This window comes from Streptomyces sp. AcH 505 (assembly GCF_000818175.1).
Lineage (GTDB): Bacteria > Actinomycetota > Actinomycetes > Streptomycetales > Streptomycetaceae > Streptomyces.
The window spans coordinates 1,172,370-1,189,251 of record NZ_JTIY01000002.1; the positions used below are offsets into that span (position 1 = coordinate 1,172,370).

The following is a 16,882-nucleotide window of genomic DNA, read 5'->3' on the forward strand; positions in this document are numbered from 1 at the left end:
ACAGACGCAGGGGCCGGTGCGCGGCGCACAGCCGTACCCGCACCGGCCCCCGCGGTCCCGGACTCCGGCGGTCAGGCGGTCGCGTCCGGTACGAGGCCGGCGTAGCCCGAGGACAGCTCGGGTATGAGGGGTGCGCACCACTCGTGCGCCACCAGTGTCTCGGCCAGTGCGTGGACGTGGTCTCCCACCACGGCCGCCGCCTGGTCCAGACGCACCGGTCGGCCGCTGAGCAGGAGGCGCAGGGCCGGCAGGGCGGCGGCCTTGAACGTGAGCTTCTTGCCGGACGAGAACACCTCGGCCGTACCGCCCAGATCACGCAGCCGGGGACGGAACTCGCTGACGCAGACGACGGATTCGAGTCGCCCGAAGGTCTCCAGGAAGGGGACGTGCCGGGCCGGGGCCGCCTCCTGCTGGCGCGCCGCCAGGAAGTCGGCGGGAGCACGGGAACCCACAAGCCGAACGGCCTTCTCGACGAGCTCCCGGTGCTGCTCCGATCCCGGTGCGAGGTCCAGGTCGCGGCGGAAGAGTTCGTCCTCGCGGGACCAGTCGGCGAGCCAGGCCAGCCAGGACGCCCCGCTGCGCACGCCGAACCCGACCGTCATGTGCAGGCTGTGCCCCGAACTGCGGCCGCTGCGACCGGCCTTGTGCCAGTAGCCGCGGGGGATGTGCATGACGTCGCCCGGATTCATGGTGCCGGTCCACAGGACCTCCTCGCCGGCTTCGTCGTTGTCCGCCGCATCGCGGTGGAGCGGCGCCGCGCGCGACGGACCCCGCACCTCCCAGTCCTTCTGGCCCGACAGTTGGATGGCGAGGACGTCGTGCGCGTCCCAGTGGAGGCCGAAGCCGTCGGCGCCGTTCGTGGTGAGGTAGGTGTTGATGTTGACGCTCTCGCCCGACCACCACTGCAGCGCCCGGCAGGCCACTTCCAGTGTGGGGTCGAAGACGTTGGCGCGGTCCAGCACCATCGTCACCCCCTCACGCAGAAGGCTGCCGAGGCGGTGCGTGTTCACCAGGCCGACGGTCTGGTCGGCGCCGCCCGTTTCCGGTGTCAGGTACGCGCTGGGGTGCAGCTCCTGGCCGTCCCGGAAGCAGCGTATCCGCGGACTCGCCAGGCTCCGCCGCATCGCGAGGTCCAGGAGCCGGGTGGGGGTCAGCAGGCGCGGTGTCAGCACCGGGTCACCGAGTCCGCCCCGGGCGAACCCGGCGCCGAGGTGCCGTGGACCGTCCCATTTCAGCGCTTCCTCGATACCGGTGACGAGTCTGTGCTCCACTGCTCCTCCTGGCGTGCGAACGGTGTCGGCCTCGTGCCGGGGCCGCGCAACCCCCCGGCTGCGCGGCCCCGTTGTGGTCCTGCGAAGCCTGCTCTCAGACGCGGTGAGGCGCCCCGGTCCGCGGGCTCAGCGCCACGACACCCCAATCGAAGTCGTTCGCCGTGGCGCTGAGCGGGTCGGCGCCGTCGGAGCGGTCGCGCACGCTCCCGAGCACCTCCACCGCTACGAGGAGGCTGTCACTGCTGAAGGTGGTCTCTGCATTGCTCACGCCGGTCACTCCATCCGGTCAGCGGCTCGCTCGGAGGCGAGTTGTCCACCCCGTTGTTACCCGCAGGCCCAAAAAAGGTTCACGGGTGTCGCCGACGGCCTCGACGGTCAGGAGATGGTCGAGCACGTCGGCCTTACTGGGCGTCTCAGATTGCCAACTGGCCTCCTGGCTCAGACGGCGCTCAGCGGTGCGGCCCGGATGGTGCCGCACCGCGTCGTGTCAGGCTGGATGTGTTTCTGCTCAGGTCCAGAAGCGCCCGTGGTTCGGGCACGTCTGACCGGTACCGCCGCAGGTGTTGCAGGTTTTGCCCTGCTGCCCGCGGCAGTAGGGGCAGTTGACGACGGGGACTTGGTCCTTGCGGCACTTGGCGCCGCTGCCCGATCGGCCCGCGCTGAACAGGCCGCCGCCGGTCGTGACGGTCCAGTCCTTGCCGTGCCGGGGGCACCGGAGCCCCGAGGTGCAGCGGCCGCACCCCCTCGAACAGCACCGCTCCAGCTGCTGACCGCACCTGCACTTCGTCTCGCTCATCGCTCTTCCTCCTGCGGTGTCAGGCAATGGTCCAGCCGCGCGTGCGCACGCTGGACCGCTGGAACGCCAGCGACAGGCCTCCCGTCAGGCCCATGGCGTTGCCCATCCAGCGGGTAATCGCTCCCATCCGCCGGTCGAAGTACGCCTCGCCGGTGCAGCCGCCGGTGGTGGGCGTGAGGTCGATGTAGAACATGAAGTACGTGTCGATCTTGTTGCCCGCGATTACTGTCAAGCCGCTGCTGTCGAGGCGGCTCAGGTGGACGCCTGCCTCTACCCCGGGTTCCGACACGGTCGGCGAGGGGATGCTGAGTTGCTCGGCCACGCCGCTGAAGAGGACCTGCAACGTGTCTTCGATCGAGTGTGGCGAGTCGAAGCTGCCGACGCGCTTGGTGAACCTGCCCATGAACATCCTCCTGAAGTGATGGGGTACGCCCTCGGCTCCCGTCCCTCCGTCCGCCGTGGCGGCGAACAGGCCTGCGAGTGGGGCCGGTTCACACCTTCGCCCTGAAGCCGGGGGCCCGTCTGTCCCCGGCCATGGGGACAGACGCCGGGTACGCACGGGTGGTAGACCTGTTTGCGGGCTGTCGAGTCCGGCCGGGTGGCCGACGGGCCGCGGGGTGAGGAATCGTCATGAACGACACGCACGGATCGCCCGCTGACCGCGACGCCTCGACCGGACCGCGCCTGGCTGCGGTCGACGATCACCGCGTCATCCTCCATGGCATCCAGGCATGCCTCGCCGGGGAAGCACCCGAGATCGACTGGGTGGGGAGCGCCGTGAACGTCGATGCACTGCCGTCCAGGGTCACTTCGCTCCCGTCGGTCGTCCTTCTGGACATCGAGCTGAACGACGGCAGCGACGTCGCCGCCAACGTGCGGCGCCTGCGTGAGTGGGGTCCGCAGGTCGTGCTGTTCAGTCGCGAGCACCGCCCCGTGGTGGTGCGCCGGGGTATCGAGGCAGGGGCGCTCGGGCTGGTGCTGAAAGAAGACCCGGACGCCCAACTCGCCGAAGCCATCAGGGCAGCGCACGCGGGCAAGGCATATGTGTCCAGCCGGCTGGCCCATCAGATCGTCCACGACCGGCGGGGAAAGGTGCGGTTGAGCCCCCGGCAACTGGAGGTGCTGGAGCTGCTGGCCCGCGGACTCAAGCCGACGGTGATCGCCCGTCGCTTATACATGACCGAGGAGACGGTCAGGACTCACCGCAGGAGGGCCATCGAGGCCTTCGCCAAGGACGAGGGAACCCGCCCGGCCAGCACCTCCGAGCTGGTGTACCGCTCGATGGTCGACGGCCACATCGACCTCGGCCCGAGCGACTCGGGCAGACCCGGCACGTCGTCCCCGGACGCCGACAGGTGACCCGACGCGGCAATCATCGCGCCGGAGTGGAGACCGCCCTTCGCCGCTCGTTCGCGGGCCTGTCGCTGCTGTTCGCCATCGCGTGGTGGCTCACGGCCGTCTCCCTGGCTGTCTCCGACGACCGGCGTCCGCTGCCCTTGGGCGTCACCGTGCTCTTCGCCGCGTCCGCGACGGCCTGGGCCTACCGGGGAGCCTTCGTCCGCATCGGACCGGTCGATGCCTGGTCAGCCGCAGTCGTGGCGGTCACCGTGCACACGATCTACGCCGTACAGCCCTACGCGGAGCTGGTGGTCGGCCTGCGCTGTATGACGACGGCGGCCGCGGTCATCCTCGCTGTCGCGTACCTGCCCCGCGCCCAGGGGCTGCCCATGGCGGTGCTCGCTCTTGCGGGGCAGACAGCCGCAGGGTGGCAGGAGGGTGTGGGGAGTGCCCTGCAGGGGATCTGGCCGCCGCTCGCCGCAGGGGTGGCCGCGACGGTACTGGCCCCCGTCCTTCGCGCCGCAGGTGACCGTGCGGACACCGCGATGCGCGTGGACGAGGACACCAGCGAGGCCGCGGCACGGGAACGGGCCGCTCTGCGGGGCAGACGCGACTTCCAGCGCCTCCTGCACGACGATGTCGGGTCGGCTCTGCGCGTGGCGGGCATGAGCGGCGTACCCACCGGGGAACAGCGTGCCGAGGCCCGCCGCGCGCTGGTGGCACTGACGGCCGGTTCGGGCGGCGCGGCCGGCGCGGAGGGCAGCGGAGACGTCGACCTCGTACCGTTGCTGACGGGGCTGACGGCCACATCGGTGAGCGGCGTCCCGCGGCCGCGGGTGACGACGCACTTCCCGCCGGAGCTGCTGGTGCCCCACGACGTGGCCGCCGCGTGCACGGGAGCGGCCGTCGAGGCGCTGCGCAACGTACGGTACGCCGGCGCAGCGCACGTCGTGGTCCGGCTGAGCGGGGATCACCAGGCCCTGGAGCTGACCGTGGTGGACGACGGCCGCGGCTTCGTGCCGTCCCAGGTCCGCCGGACCGCCCTGGGCCTGCGCGACTCCATCGGCCGGCGGATGGCCGACATCGGCGGCGTGGCCGACGTACGAAGCCGACCCGGACATGGCACGACGGTCCACCTCCGGTGGGCCGCCCCCGTACCGGACGCCTCCGACAACGCGCTGGGACAAGCACGCGGCCAGCGGGAGACGCTGCGCGCCGCCGCGGGGGACGTACGCCATGCGTTGGCGGCAGTGTGCCTGCCGTACCTGGTGGTCATGGCCGTCGTGGCGGTGATCCAGACCGTGGGGACGCCAACGCTGCTCGGCCATCTCGTCTGGTACCTGGCGCTGGCGGCGGCCACCTGCGTGCTACTCGCCAGAGCAGACCGGCGGATCACCGGACGGGTGGCCGTTCCGCTGCTGGCCGTCGCGGTCGCGGGTGCGGTGAGTTGTCTGCTGGTCATCCCACCGGAGGCCGTCAGGGACTACCGCTCGTGGCCGATCGGCGCGGTCACCCCGCTGCTGGCCCTGCTCGTCATCGTGCGTCCGGTCCGCCAGACGGTTCTCGCACTCGCGTGCGAGGAAGTGGGCATCGTTGTACTGATCGCCCTGAACCCGCCGGCCGACGAGTCTGTCGTGAGTACGGTAGCCATGGCACTCCCCACGATGTTCGCTCCCGCGACGGGGGTGGTGATGGGCCTGGTCATCCGGCGGACCCTGGTCACCCTGGGCGAGGCGGTATTGAACGCCCACCGGCACCGCATGATCGTTGTCGCCACCGAGTCCGCCGTGCGCGCGAGAGCGCAACAGCACCGTCGTCGACTGCGGGAGATCGATGCGCAGATCGTGCCCTTCCTCCATACGATCGCCACAGGAGACGGCGCCGATGACAGACCGGACCCGGCCGCTGTCCGCGCTCGGGCGGACCGGCTGGCCCAGTCCATCCGCGACGAACTGCACCTGCCGGGCGTCCTCGACGGCCCCCTGCGCGACCTGGTCGGCCGCGCACGCGAAGCGGGCTGTGAGGTGACGATCCACGCCCAGGCGGACGACGCCGCCGCACCTCCCGACACTCCCGCCAGAACGGCTCTGCTGCGGAAGGTACTCACCGCCGCACTGACAGACCAGACCACACCCGGCGAGCTGGTACTCGGCGTTCAGGACGGCCCCAGGGGCCGAACCCTCAGCCTCGTCACGATGCCTGGCGATCCCCGCCGCGGCGCAGCGCTCCACGCGGCACTGGAAGGCACGCCGCACACCCTGGAGGACTCCGCCGACCTGACCTGGGCGGAGGCCGCACTGCCGGAGCGTGTTCGTAGCGGTGATTGAGCCAACGATACCCGGTCAGTTGCGTGATGGTGCGCTCGATCACTTACGGGGACGACTGGCCGCTGTCAGAGCGAGTAAGGGCTTCGGTGGGCTTTTTCAGATTCTTGGCAGTCTCCGCGCATCTACGACTGGACGGGGAGATCGTGGGAGCGGGAACGGCACCCTTCTCAACAGCACCCCGAAGCGGCTGCAGCGCGTAGTTCAGCTGACTCCGGAGGAGCGATACGGTTCAGAGGGCTTGACGGATTGCGTGCGCCAATTCGGCTGCCGTTGTGGGAGCGATGTGGGGCTTGTCGACGAGAGCGGTGTCGATGACCGCGGCAAGTCGGCGCGGCAGCGCGGGTAGTCGGTCCCGTACAGGTACGGGCGGTTCGTGCAGGACGACGCCGACCGGGTCTGTGCCGGCGGGGAAGTCGCGCGGTGGCGAACCGGTGAGCATCCAGTACAGGCTGGCCGTCGTGGCCCACAGATCGACCTCGGGCCGTGCGTACTTGAAGTCGATGACCTGGCCGCGTGGCATGAAGGCCAGGGTGCCGCCCATCGCGCCGGTGAGGGTGTGGCCGGACAGGCCGGCGCTGTCGAACGCCTTGGACAGGCCGAAGTCGGCGATTTTGACGGTCGCGTGGTCTTTGCGGCCGGTGAGCAGGAGGTTCTGCGGCTTGATGTCGCGATGTACCAGTCCCCGGTGGGTGGCTGACGTCCCGTCAGCAAGCTGTACGGGCACCTCCGCGGCGTGCGCGTAGTGCAGTCCGCGGAGCGTCTGGAGGGCCACGCCCACGGCTTGGTCGACGCTCAGCCTGCCACCGGCTCGGGCGGCGACGTCGGCGACGCTGCCCAGTCGGCAGTACTCGCTGGTGAAGTAGAAGGTGCGGCCGTGCGCGCCGCCGCCGAGGAAGGCGACGATGTTGGGATGGCGCAGGGCGCGCGTGCAGGCGAACTCGCGCAGGAAGCCGTCTCGGGCGGCGGGGTCGAGGGCGCCGTGCGCCAACAGCGTCTTGAGAGCGCGGAGTTCGCCGGTTTGCTCGTCCTGGGCGAGATGTACGATGCCTTGTCCGCCGCGGCCGAGTTCCTGGAGGAGGCGGTAGCCGCGGATGCCGGCCGCGTCCGGTTCTCCGGCCTCGGCTGCGGCCATGAGTGTGTGCACGGCGTCGGCGGGGTCTCGTGCCTCGGCGGACACGGTCGCGGGTTCCCCGGCCTGGACACAGACCCGTAGCACCGTGTCGCCGACGGCGATCTCGTCACCGTCGGTCAGGTCCCGCCCGGCCGGACCGGACGGGATGCGCTGCCCGTTGACGTACGTGCCGTTGCGGCTGTCGAGGTCCCGTACCCGCACGTGCGGCGGATTGACGTCGAGCATGCAGTGGTGCCGGGAGGCGTCCTTCTGCGATCTGGCCAGCCGGATACCGCATTCGCGAGCGCGGCCGACCAGGCACGTCGTGCGGTCCCCGAAGACGTACTCGGCGGCTGCGGGCGCGCCGTGCAGGGTCAGGGTGACGGAGGACGGCATGTCACCACTCGTACTCCCAGTCGAGTTCCAGGCAGCGCGTGTAGTCGAGTTCGGTCACCAGCAGCTGGCGGGCGTCGGCGCTCAGGGCCATGCCGAAGACCTGGCCGCGGTGTCCTTCAATGACGCGCAGCCGCTGCCCCTGGTCCAGGTCCCACAGGTGGACGTCCTCGTCCGCGAGGCCGGAAAGGGCGAACCGGCCGTCCACGGTGACGGCGACGGTGTTGATCAGGCCGGGGTCCGGGATCTCGCGGAGCACGCGGCCCGTCGCCGGGTCGAGGACGACCAAGGTGCCGTATCCGGCGATCACCGCACGCCGGCCGTCCGCGGAGATCTGAAGCGTGGCGATGTTGTACGGGCCCTCCACCGAGTAGATCCGGCGGCCGCTCGCGGCGTCGTAGGCGTGCACGCCGAACTGGCCCCATTCCAGCACGCTTCGGCCGTCCGGGGCGAAGCGCAGGTGCGCCCCGGCGGGGCGCCCGGTGTGCCGCCACAGCCGCAGGCCCGCCGCCAGGTCCCAGCCGCAGAGCTCGTCCAGGTCGTACCGTCGCCGCCGGTCCTCCTCGGCGCCGTTGAAGGCGTTCGACGCCCCGTACCGGCGGTCGGGGCTGATCGCGACGGCGCCCACCGGCCCCTGGTGGCCCCGGAAACCGGAGGACGGGTCCGCGTACTGCGGCTGCCGCCGTACGTCCTCGACGTCCCAGAGGCACAGCGTTCCGCTCTCCTCGCCGGTCAGCAGCCAGGCACGGTCGTCGGACAGGGCCACCGCCCGGATGTCCTCACGGTCCAGCAGGACGGTCCGGTCGTCCCTCAGGTCGAGCAGGGCGGTCTCCGACCGGCCCGGGACGACCGCGGCGGTCCCGTCGCTCGTCATCAACGGAGCGGCGGACGCTGTGACCAGTGAAGGGATCATGCGGTTGTTCCGGGCGTCGGCGGCGTCGCACAGCAGGAACCGGTCGGGGAAAAGCCCGGCGAGGAACACGCTCCCGTCCCCGATGAAGGCCATCGCCGAGGGACTGCCGAGACGCCCGGTGAAGTCGAACTTCTGCCAGGCACCGCGTAGTCCCGTGCGCCGCCCGTGCTGCCCGAGCATGCTCCAGGCGTTGAGCAGATCGGGATTGCGCGCGTGGCCCGGCACGGCCCGCGCGGTACGCAGGCAGGCGGCCGACTGCGCGTAGTGGCCTGCCTCGAAGAGCCGCTCGCCCTCGCGCATCGCGGCCCGGAACCGCCCGGCGTGATCGGTCAGTTCACCGGCGGCCCGGGGCCGGGCGTACGCCCACGGGGCGCGGTAGCGGGGGACCGGCAGGGGCTGCACCTTGATCCGCCCGTCGAGCATGGTCAGCACGGCACGGCTTCCGTCGCCGCTCATCGCGAGGTGGGACGTGTGGCGTGACATGCCGTCGTCGAACGTGCGCAGGCAGCGGCCCGTCGCCGTCTGCATGACGCGGAGCGGCTGACCGCTTCCCACGACGGCGAGCGAGCCGTCGGGTGTCAGCGCGAGCGTGGAGACGTCCGTCACGTCGTGGGGCACCTGCGTGGCGATCTGGCGGGTTGCCACGTTCCACAGCACCATCGGCCCGTCCCACATCTGCAGGGCGTATCGCACGCCCGGGGCCACCGCGGCCCTTCGCACGAAGCCGCCCCACGCCGAGCGCAGCGGATCGGACCGCGGCTCGGTGAGAGCGGCCCGGCACACGCCCGCACCGACATCCCACAGGCGAATCGTCGTCTCTCCCAGCCCGCCGGCGGTCACGGCGATGGCACCGCCGTCGCCGAGTTCGAGCGCGGTCATGTGTTCCGTCCGGCTCGGGACCGGGCCCACAAGCCGTCCCGTGTCCAGGTGCCAGAACCACAGCGTGCCGTCCGTGTGCGCGGTGGTGCCGATCGACCCGTCAGCGCTGAGTGCGACCGAGGTGACGCCCTCGGCGACCGGGCCCGTCGGCAGAGGCAGCCGCTCGCCGCGCAAGAGGTCCCACGCCTCCGGCAGGCCCTCCTCGCGGCCGACCAGACCGATTCGCCCTTCGCCGTCCACCGCGACTGCCACGACGTGCGAACCCTCGGACGTCAGCTCCCGCACGCAGCGGCCGCTGTCCGTGTCCCACAGCCGGAGGACCCCCTGGTAGTCCCCGGACAGCACCAGACCTCCGTCGGCCGTCACTGCCACGGCGCTCACCGACGTCCCCTCGTGGCCGGTCAGGACCACCGCGCGGGCCCCCGGATCTCGTGCCAACTCCGCCAGTGCCTCCGCGGTTTCGGCCGGTACCGGTTCACCAGGGGCGGCCGGGCCCAGCAGCTCCGCCGCGTGTTCGCGGTCGTCGCGCTCCAGGTGCACCAGTCCGATCAGCCGCGCGCCCAGGGCGTCGTCGCCGCCGATCTCACGGGCGGACGTCAGCTCGGCGAGGAGTTCCGCGTCGGTCTTGCGCGCCTTGCGCCACTGGTGCAGGCCGAAGTTGAAAGTGGCGGTCAGGCTGTGCGGGTCCGCCGCCATCGCCGTCCGCCACCGCTGTTCGGCCTCCTCGGTGCGGCCGAGGTCGAGCAGGGACAGCGCCTGGTTGGAGAGCCCGTCCGCCAGCAGAGCGGCCGCCTTCGGGACCGGCCGCGGGTACGGCGTGCCGAGCACGTCGCCGTACACCTCGCTCAGGATGCCGGCGACCTCGTCGAGTCGGGACGGCCGAGCCGTTTCGGCCGTCATGAAGCACTGGCGCAACAGCCCCGCGACGGCCGGCGGCAGGGGCGGCACCCGCGGATCCTCCGGACCGTTGGCTGTCAGTGCGTCCAGTGCCTCGGCGGCGGCCTGGCCGTAGTTGGTCGGCCGGTGGCCGGTGAACATCTCCAGCACCGTCAGCGCCCACGACCACACGTCCGTCGCGGACGTCAGCCGGATCTCCCGGTGCCCGGCGGCGGCGCGCGCCTGCTCGGGCGAGCAGTACGGGCGCGTCATGCCGCCGAAGGTGACGCCGGACGCGGTCGCCCCGTCGGCGTCCGGTGTGCGCGCCCCGGCCAGTCCGAAGTCGGTGACCTTGGCGGTTCCGTCGGTTTCGAGCATGACGTTGGCGGGTTTGACGTCCTGGTGGACCAGCCCGGTGTCGTGGGCGTGCTGGAGGCCCCACGCCGTCTGGACGGCGACGTCGAGGACGCGCGCGAGGGCGGCTCGGGTCCCGCCCTCGTAGAGGCGGCCGCCGGTCACGGCCTGGGCGAGGTCGCCGCCGTCGATCCACTCGGCGAAAACCCGGGGCACGCCGCCGACGGTGCGGACGTAGGCGCAGTTGACGGTGTGCGGGTGCAGGCCCAGGCCCACCCAGGTGCCCGCCTCGGCCTCGAACCGGCGCCTGCCGCTCGTCGAGGCGACCTGCTCCGGTCGGGGTGTCTTGACCGCGAGGTCCACGCTCCAGCCCAGGTGCCGGACCCGCTGGACCGTCCCCATGCCGCCGCTTCGCACGTCGTCGAGTACCTCGTACAGATCGAGGACCACCTCGCCGGGCTGCCAGAGTGTGGATGCCATCGCCGCGCCGTCAGTCGGCCAGGGCCACGTACAGGGGGCTGCCGAGCAGTACCCGCATACCGGGGCGGGCGTCGAGTTCGGGGTACGGGCTGGGCCCGGTCAGCAGGCGCCGGGCGACGAACTCCACGGTCTGCGGGCGGCCTCGGAGCAGCCGCCCCGCGGTGTGCACCCAGGCCAGCGAAGGCTGGTCGGCGGGCATTTCGGCACCGTCCGCCGCCAATGCCGAGGCGAGACCGGCCAGCAGCGTCGGCGCCGAGGACGGCGCGAAGTCCTGGGTCTGCGGGGCGCCGGACCCCAGGACGTGGCTGCCGGCTCCGCCGAGACCCAGGATCGTCTGACCGGTCCGGCCGCCGAAGTACACCAGCGTCCCGCCGCTCTCGCTGGGCAGTGGCCCCCACTGCATGGACAGACTGCCGCGGAAATACGGTCCGGGCTCGTCAACCGAACCGGTCTGCCCGCTCTTGTCGAGGTGCCGCAGGACACGCTCCAACTTGGCGGTCCGGTCGGGCACACGCGCTTCGACGCTGCGCCTTACGTTGAACAGCTTGAGACTCAGGCCGGCTTCAGTGGTGCTCCGTCGCTCGAAATCGGGGTCGATCTGCCCGAGCAGCATGTCGACCTTGGCGTCGCTGATGTACAGGTAGTACCGCACCGTCACCCTCCGAGACTATCGTGGCCCAGCCTCACAGGTCACGGTCTCGTCCATCGACCTCAGAAATCGCGCAAGTGCGGGCAGCGGGGTGTCCGAGTTCGGGCTCGCCGCGCTTTGGGCGTACTCCATAGCCTTGGTGAACTCCGAGTCGCCGAAGCGGCGTTCCAGTACGGGTTACCCAGCGGATCGCGTACCCGCCCGACCCGGGTCAGTCGCCGATCCGGGACCGGACGAGCGGTAGCCGGACGTCTGCTTCGTGCGGGCGTCGAGCGGTGGCCGCACTCGGCTCCGGGCTGCGGCCGCTCTCAGTTTGTTCAGCCGCCGTCCAGTGGGATGCAAAGGCTGACGGTTCCGCGCAGGTCCAGCCAGGCGGTGCCGGGGCTGCGGACGAGCCGGAGCACGACGTGAGTGCAGTGCGGGCAACGGGCGATCAGTCCGGGCCCACGGCTGTAGACCCGCAGCCGGGCGAGGGGCCCCGTGCTGCCGCAACCGGTGCAGGTGGTGACTGCCGCGGTCAGGTCGACGGCAAATACCTCCGAGAGCGGTCCGGCCAGGACGTTGCCGTCCTCGTATGCGTCGTCTTCGTAGCTGTCGTACGGTGCGTCGATGGGGAGCGTGGTCATGTCATCCTCCGCTGGGACCGAAGCGTTCGGTGCGGACGAGTCCGGGTGCGTGGCCGAGCCCGACCAGTTGATCGGCCGCGTACTCGACGAAGCCGGTGGGCCCGCAGACGTAGACGGTCGGCTCGAAGTCGGGCGGCCACCCGGACGTCACCAGGTCCTCGGCGCGCAGCCGCCCGGACGGGCGACGCGATCCGTCGGGAGCGGTGCGCGTGAAGACGTACGCCACGTCCAACCCCGGGTCGGTGTGGCGCAGTTCGTCCTGGTAGAGCAGGTCCCGCGGGGTGCGCACCGAGTAGATGAGCCGGAACGGCGACCGGCCGCCGACCGCACGGCGTGCGCGGATCATCGCCATCAGGGGGACGAGTCCGGAACCCCCGGCGACCAGGAGTACGGGCTCGGTCTGCTCCGGGCGCCACACGAACCAGCCGCCGACCGGCCCTCGCAGCTCCACCGCGTCACCGACACCGAACACGTCGACGAGGTACGGCGACACCTCTCCGTCCGTGACACGTTGGACCGTCAGCTCGACCTGCTCCGCGCCCGGTGGGGAGGCGATCGAGTAGCTGCGCTGGGTGCTGTAGCCGTCGGCGGCCGTCAGCCGCACGTCCACGTGCTGGCCGGCGAGGTGTCCGGGCCAGCCGGGAACGTCCAGGAGCAGGGTGCTCGCGCCCGGAGTCTCCGCCCGCCGCTGCGTCAGTGTGGCCACCCGCCAGCGCAGCCGGTCGCCTAGTCGCCTTGGTACCGCTGTTCGCGCCATGGGTCTCCGTAGTCGTGGTAGCCGGCGCTCTCCCAGAACCCCGGTTCGTCCTCCAGGAGCAGTTGGATCCCGCGCACCCACTTCGCCGACTTCCACAGGTACAGGTGCGGCACCAGCAGCCGGGCCGGCCCGCCGTGCTCGGGCGGTACGTCCTCGCCGTCGTAGCCGTAGGCGATCCACGCCTGGCCGTCGAGCAGGTCCTCCAGGGGGAGGTTGGTGGTGTAGCCGCCGTAGGCGTGGACGAGGGCGAACTCGGCGGCCGTCTCGACGTCGGCGAGCAGCAGGTCGAGCGAGACGCCCTGCCAGTGGGTTTCGAACTTGGACCACTTGGTGACGCAGTGCAGATCCACGGTCGGCCGCTCGGATGCCAGCCCCATGAGGTCCTTCCAGGACCAGGTCTGCTCGGCGCCCGTCTCGGTGGTCACCGTGAACTGCCAGGTGTCGCGGCTGACCCGGGGGGTGGGTCCGGCGGACAGTACCGGGAAGTCGTACGCCTCGTACTGTCCGGGCGGCAGCCGCCCGTCGGAAGATCTCGGACGTCCCTGGAAGCCGGGTGACAAGGTTCCCATGGTCAAGTCCTTCCCGCCGCACCTTGTCGCTGTCACTGGGGATGCGGGATTGCGTTGCGGGAGCACCCGGATCGCCTGTGATGCGGGTGCTCAAGCGGCGGCTGCGCGGTGGCGGACCGCTGATCTGACAGCGCCGGCTCAAGCCTCTTGCCCTTGGTGCAAGCGTAAATCCGCTGACCGTGACCGGCAATGTGAGCACGGCCAGGGATTGTTGACTGCGTAATCAGGCTCGTGCGCGCTTCGGAAGCCGCCAGTTCGGGCGGGGTAGCGCTGGTCGTGGAAGGACGGTCAGCCGCAGGTGGAAGACCAGGTCCCACGTCCGGTCGCCGTGACTGGAGTACGGCAGTGGTGCAGGTGGAAGACTGCCCTAATGGACGGTGATGGGGCGCGGGTGAGCGGCGTGGCGCGAGCCGAGGCCGGATTGGGAAGCGCCGAGGGCTTTCTGGAGAAGCTTGAGCGCAGCGATCTGCCGCCGCTGCGCGGGGATCGGCATACGGGCGAGGACTTCCGGGCCGAGGTGCTGAGCCGTGACCTGGGCCCCTTGCGGTTGACGGAGTTGGTGACGCCGGAGGGCGAGTGCTTCCGCGACGCCCGCTCCGCACGCGCACGGGACAGCGAGTTGTGGCAGGTCGAGGTGGTGACGCGGGGGCATGTGCGTGCCGAGCAGGGGGGCAGCACCGCCGTGCTGGGCCCCACAGACCTCGTCCTCATCGACCCGGTGCGGCCGGTGCGGTTCGCCAGTTCCGCGACCACCCACGTGACGATGCTGATGCCGAGGCACCTGTTGCGGCTGGGGGCGGACGACGCGGCGCGGCTGGTCGGTGTAGGGATTCGTGGTGACCGGGGCCCGGGAGCGTTGGTGTCCTCGCTCGTCCGGGACATGACGCGGAGCGTGGACGGGTTCCGTGCGCACGAGGCGGACCGGTCGGCGGCTGCGGTGATCGAACTGATCGCGGTGACGCTGGCGTCCCGCCTGGGTGACGTCCGCCCGGTCGACGACGACGTACTGCGCACGAGAGTTATCGGCTTCATCGAGGCGAGACTGTCCGACCGGGATCTCACCCCGGCCAAGGTGGCCGCGGCACACCATGTGTCGTTGCGCCGGCTGCACAAGCTCTTCCAGGACCAGCCCCTGACCGTGGCTGCCCTGATCCGCCGGCGGCGTCTGGAGCGGTGCCGCGCGGATCTGGCCCGCAGGACCACCACGGTCGCCGCGGTGGCCGCTTCGTGGGGTTTCTCGGACCCGGCGCACTTCAGCCGCCTGTTCAAGGCCACCTTCGGGCACAGCCCGGGGGCACGCGTGTCCAATGATGGTGCGCCGATCGTCAATGACCACCTCGCCGGAGCGGGCAAGGATGGTGGCTGACAAGACGGCAATCGGAAAGGCGCCTTGAACAATGGATCCGTCGCTCGACACCCTGCGTGATGTCCCTGCCCGAATGATCGAGGGGTGGAACCGTGGTGACGCGGCCGCGTTCGCCGCGGACTTCGCCCACGACGCGGAGCTCATTGACTTCGACGGCACGCTCCACAAGGGACGCGACACGGTGATCGCGTTTCAGCAGCCGGCCTTCGACACGGTCCTGAAGGGCTCGCGGCTCGTGCACGGCCAGGTGGAGTTCGCCCGGCTCATCGGGCCGGGCTGCGCCGTGGTGCATCACCGTTTCGGCATGGTGATGGCCGGTGAAGAGGACCCCCCGCCGACCCGGTACTTCCTGCAGCTGTTCGCGCTGGTCTGGCAGAACGACCGCTGGGAGATCGCGACGCTGGAGAACGCACGCAGGGTCTCGCTGGAGTCCGCCATGGCCCTGGACGCTCAGGCGACCACGTAACGGAGACCGACCGGTGCCTGCCTCGCTACCCGGGCACCGGGCGGTCGTGCCCGGTACGCATGGCTCGCATCAGCTATGCCTTCTGAAGCGGTCAATGGACTGCACCAGGTCGGTGATCGACTCCGCTCGCCGGTGGCCGTTGTCGAAAGCGTCTGATGCCTCTCGACCTTGTGCTGGAGGAGATCAGCCGACACCAGCGGCTGGCCGTCGCCCCGGGCCGGGACGGTTGAGCCGCTCAAGGCAAAGGGGGTGTCCGGCGCGGTGCCTCGTCCAGGGGGTGCACAGCGATGGCGATCTTGCCGCGTGGGCGTCTGCGGCCCTCGGCGGCAGGGCCGCCTTCCATCAGTGTGTGCGCCTGTGCGATGTCGGCCAGCGGTAGCACGGCGCCGATCACCGGACGGAGTTTGTCCTGGTCGACCAGCCGTCCGAGGGCATCGAGCTTCGCCCGGCCGGGGCTGACGAAGAGGAAGTGGTAGGTCGCGTTCACGCCCCACGCGGCGAGCAGGTTCTGAGGTTCGGGGATGTCCACGATGGATACCACGCGACCTCGGTCGGCGAGGACCTCCGGGCTGCGGGAGAGGGTGTTCCCACCCACCGTGTCCAGCACGACGTCCACTCCGCCCAGCGCGCGGACCTGCGGTACGTAGTCGCCGGCCGAGAAGTCGATCGTGATGTCGGCTCCCAGTCCGGTGACGAACTCGTGATCCTTTGCCCGCGCGGTGGTCACCACCTCGGCTCCCAGCGCGCCGGCGACCTGGATCGCGGCCGAGCCGACCCCGCCCGCTCCGCCGTGCACCAGGACCCGTTCCCCGGCCCGCACCCCGGCGCGTTCGGCCAGTGCCTCCCACACCGTCACGCCGACGAGCGCGAGAGCGGCGGCCTCGACGTGCGACAACCGTGCGGGTTTGCGGGCGACCAGGGCCTGGTCGACCACGTGGAACTCGGCGTAGGTTCCCTGCCCGGCGAACGTCGGTGCCAGGTACCAGACCTCGTCGCCCGGCTGGAAGTCGTCTGCTCCAGGGCCGGTCTCGACCACCACGCCGGACACGTCATTGCCGATCACGGCGGGCAGCGCCACCTGGTCGCGGTAGTCGCCGCGCCGGGTCTGCAGGTCGAGAGGGTTCACGGACGTGGCCAGCACGCGCACCAGCACCTGCCCAGGTCCGGGAGTGGGCCTTGGCAGCTCTCGGGCGGCGAACGCGGTGTCCGCGTCACCGAAGCGGACGAGTTCCATCACACGCATCGAAGTCGACATGCCGTAAGCTTAGATCGAGATATCGCGAATCACCAATATGTATATGCGTTACGATCATCATGTGTTCTCGGAGGCGGAGTTGCTGGCTGTGTTCCGGGCCCTGTCCAACCCGGCCCGCCGTCAGATGCTGGTGTGGCTCAAGGAGCCCATGAGCTTCGCCGGGCAGGAGCCCGAGGACGTCGAGATCGGTGTCTGCGTGACCGACATTCAGCAGCGGGCAGGTCTGGGGCAGTCAACCACCTCGCAGTACCTCGCCATGCTGCGGCAAGCAGGGCTGGTGGTCGCCACGCGGCGGGGCAAGTGGACCTACTACCGCCGCGACGAGACGAACATCGCCCGCCTTCTGCAGACCCTGCGGGACGTGTTCTAGATCCCGAGACAGGACAAGGGCCGAGTCGGCCGAACCCTCCAGCCGAACTGTCCTTAACGCCGGGCCCGGCAGTTGGGTGCCCCGAC

15 protein-coding genes are annotated in these 16,882 nt (G+C 70.7%); 5 read left to right on the forward strand and 10 right to left on the reverse strand.

Going from position 1 to position 16,882, the window contains the following annotated elements; genetic code table 11:
• Window positions 1-71: 71 nt before the first annotated feature.
• The 3 genes from HY68_RS35220 to HY68_RS35225 form a co-directional block, all read right to left on the reverse strand.
• A complete protein-coding gene (locus HY68_RS35220) occupies window positions 72-1,271 on the reverse strand; it encodes a cupin domain-containing protein (RefSeq protein ID WP_041999731.1) in 1,200 nt (399 codons plus the stop codon).
• A 94-nt stretch (window positions 1,272-1,365) separates the two neighbouring features.
• Window positions 1,366-1,539, reverse strand: coding sequence for a hypothetical protein (locus tag HY68_RS43055; protein ID WP_157874494.1), 174 nt, complete (start codon window positions 1,537-1,539; stop codon window positions 1,366-1,368).
• Between the two features lie 547 nt (window positions 1,540-2,086).
• The gene (locus tag HY68_RS35225; RefSeq protein ID WP_157874495.1) at window positions 2,087-2,470 is read right to left on the reverse strand and encodes a hypothetical protein; all 384 of its coding nucleotides are present in this window, start codon (window positions 2,468-2,470) and stop codon (window positions 2,087-2,089) included.
• A 227-nt stretch (window positions 2,471-2,697) separates the two neighbouring features.
• Between HY68_RS35225 and HY68_RS35230 the strand changes: the two genes are divergently transcribed.
• Complete coding sequence (locus HY68_RS35230) at window positions 2,698-3,426, forward strand: response regulator transcription factor (RefSeq protein ID WP_052457477.1); 729 nt, start codon at window positions 2,698-2,700, stop codon at window positions 3,424-3,426.
• A 26-nt stretch (window positions 3,427-3,452) separates the two neighbouring features.
• Window positions 3,453-5,732 carry a sensor histidine kinase gene (locus tag HY68_RS35235; RefSeq protein WP_041999738.1) on the forward strand — a complete coding sequence of 760 codons (2,280 nt, stop codon included), beginning with the start codon at window positions 3,453-3,455 and terminating at the stop codon, window positions 5,730-5,732.
• A 229-nt stretch (window positions 5,733-5,961) separates the two neighbouring features.
• Here the strand turns inward: HY68_RS35235 and HY68_RS35240 are convergent, their stop codons facing one another.
• The 6 genes from HY68_RS35240 to HY68_RS35265 all read right to left on the reverse strand — a co-directional run bounded on the left by HY68_RS35240 (window position 5,962) and on the right by HY68_RS35265 (window position 13,339).
• Window positions 5,962-7,239 (reverse strand): FHA domain-containing serine/threonine-protein kinase, encoded by a 1,278-nt coding sequence (locus HY68_RS35240; RefSeq protein WP_041999741.1) that lies wholly within the window; start codon window positions 7,237-7,239, stop codon window positions 5,962-5,964.
• Between the two features lies 1 nt (window position 7,240).
• The gene (locus HY68_RS35245; protein ID WP_041999743.1) at window positions 7,241-10,738 is read right to left on the reverse strand and encodes a serine/threonine-protein kinase; all 3,498 of its coding nucleotides are present in this window, start codon (window positions 10,736-10,738) and stop codon (window positions 7,241-7,243) included.
• Between the two features lie 10 nt (window positions 10,739-10,748).
• Window positions 10,749-11,396: an SAVMC3_10250 family protein gene (locus HY68_RS35250; RefSeq protein WP_041999746.1), complete on the reverse strand. Its 648-nt coding sequence runs from the start codon at window positions 11,394-11,396 to the stop codon at window positions 10,749-10,751.
• A 308-nt stretch (window positions 11,397-11,704) separates the two neighbouring features.
• Entirely contained in the window at window positions 11,705-12,013 is a 309-nt protein-coding gene (locus HY68_RS35255; protein WP_041999748.1) for a DUF6510 family protein, read from the reverse strand.
• Between the two features lies 1 nt (window position 12,014).
• Window positions 12,015-12,770 (reverse strand): ferredoxin reductase, encoded by a 756-nt coding sequence (locus HY68_RS35260; protein ID WP_041999751.1) that lies wholly within the window; start codon window positions 12,768-12,770, stop codon window positions 12,015-12,017.
• Complete coding sequence (locus tag HY68_RS35265) at window positions 12,740-13,339, reverse strand: sulfite oxidase-like oxidoreductase (protein WP_041999754.1); 600 nt, start codon at window positions 13,337-13,339, stop codon at window positions 12,740-12,742. The genes HY68_RS35260 and HY68_RS35265 overlap by 31 nt, the downstream gene beginning before the upstream one ends.
• Window positions 13,340-13,709: 370 nt before the next feature.
• Here HY68_RS35265 and HY68_RS35270 point away from each other — a divergent pair, with 370 nt between their 5' ends.
• A complete protein-coding gene (locus tag HY68_RS35270) occupies window positions 13,710-14,705 on the forward strand; it encodes a helix-turn-helix domain-containing protein (RefSeq protein ID WP_041999757.1) in 996 nt (331 codons plus the stop codon).
• Window positions 14,706-14,736: 31 nt separating this feature from the next.
• The gene (locus tag HY68_RS35275) at window positions 14,737-15,171 is read left to right on the forward strand and encodes an SgcJ/EcaC family oxidoreductase (RefSeq protein WP_041999760.1); all 435 of its coding nucleotides are present in this window, start codon (window positions 14,737-14,739) and stop codon (window positions 15,169-15,171) included.
• A gap of 235 nt (window positions 15,172-15,406) precedes the next feature.
• Here the strand turns inward: HY68_RS35275 and HY68_RS35280 are convergent, their stop codons facing one another.
• Window positions 15,407-16,426: a zinc-binding dehydrogenase gene (locus HY68_RS35280; RefSeq protein WP_041999762.1), complete on the reverse strand. Its 1,020-nt coding sequence runs from the start codon at window positions 16,424-16,426 to the stop codon at window positions 15,407-15,409.
• Between the two features lie 61 nt (window positions 16,427-16,487).
• On the opposite strand from HY68_RS35280, the gene HY68_RS35285 reads away from it, so the two are divergent.
• Entirely contained in the window at window positions 16,488-16,796 is a 309-nt protein-coding gene (locus HY68_RS35285) for a metalloregulator ArsR/SmtB family transcription factor (protein WP_041999765.1), read from the forward strand.
• Window positions 16,797-16,882: the final 86 nt, after the last annotated feature.

Bases quoted from the DNA above. Each gene is read 5' to 3' on its own strand.
- HY68_RS35225 (WP_157874495.1), bottom strand. From the start codon at position 2,470: ATGGGCAGGTTCACCAAGCGCGTCGGCAGCTTCGACTCGCCACACTCG.
- HY68_RS35230 (WP_052457477.1), top strand. From the start codon at position 2,698: ATGAACGACACGCACGGATCGCCCGCTGACCGCGACGCCTCGACCGGA.
- HY68_RS35240 (WP_041999741.1), bottom strand. From the start codon at position 7,239: ATGCCGTCCTCCGTCACCCTGACCCTGCACGGCGCGCCCGCAGCCGCC.
- HY68_RS35245 (WP_041999743.1), bottom strand. From the start codon at position 10,738: ATGGCATCCACACTCTGGCAGCCCGGCGAGGTGGTCCTCGATCTGTAC.
- HY68_RS35255 (WP_041999748.1), bottom strand. From the start codon at position 12,013: ATGACCACGCTCCCCATCGACGCACCGTACGACAGCTACGAAGACGAC.
- HY68_RS35260 (WP_041999751.1), bottom strand. From the start codon at position 12,770: ATGGCGCGAACAGCGGTACCAAGGCGACTAGGCGACCGGCTGCGCTGG.
- HY68_RS35265 (WP_041999754.1), bottom strand. From the start codon at position 13,339: ATGGGAACCTTGTCACCCGGCTTCCAGGGACGTCCGAGATCTTCCGAC.
- HY68_RS35270 (WP_041999757.1), top strand. From the start codon at position 13,710: ATGGACGGTGATGGGGCGCGGGTGAGCGGCGTGGCGCGAGCCGAGGCC.
- HY68_RS35275 (WP_041999760.1), top strand. From the start codon at position 14,737: ATGGATCCGTCGCTCGACACCCTGCGTGATGTCCCTGCCCGAATGATC.
- HY68_RS35280 (WP_041999762.1), bottom strand. From the start codon at position 16,426: ATGTCGACTTCGATGCGTGTGATGGAACTCGTCCGCTTCGGTGACGCG.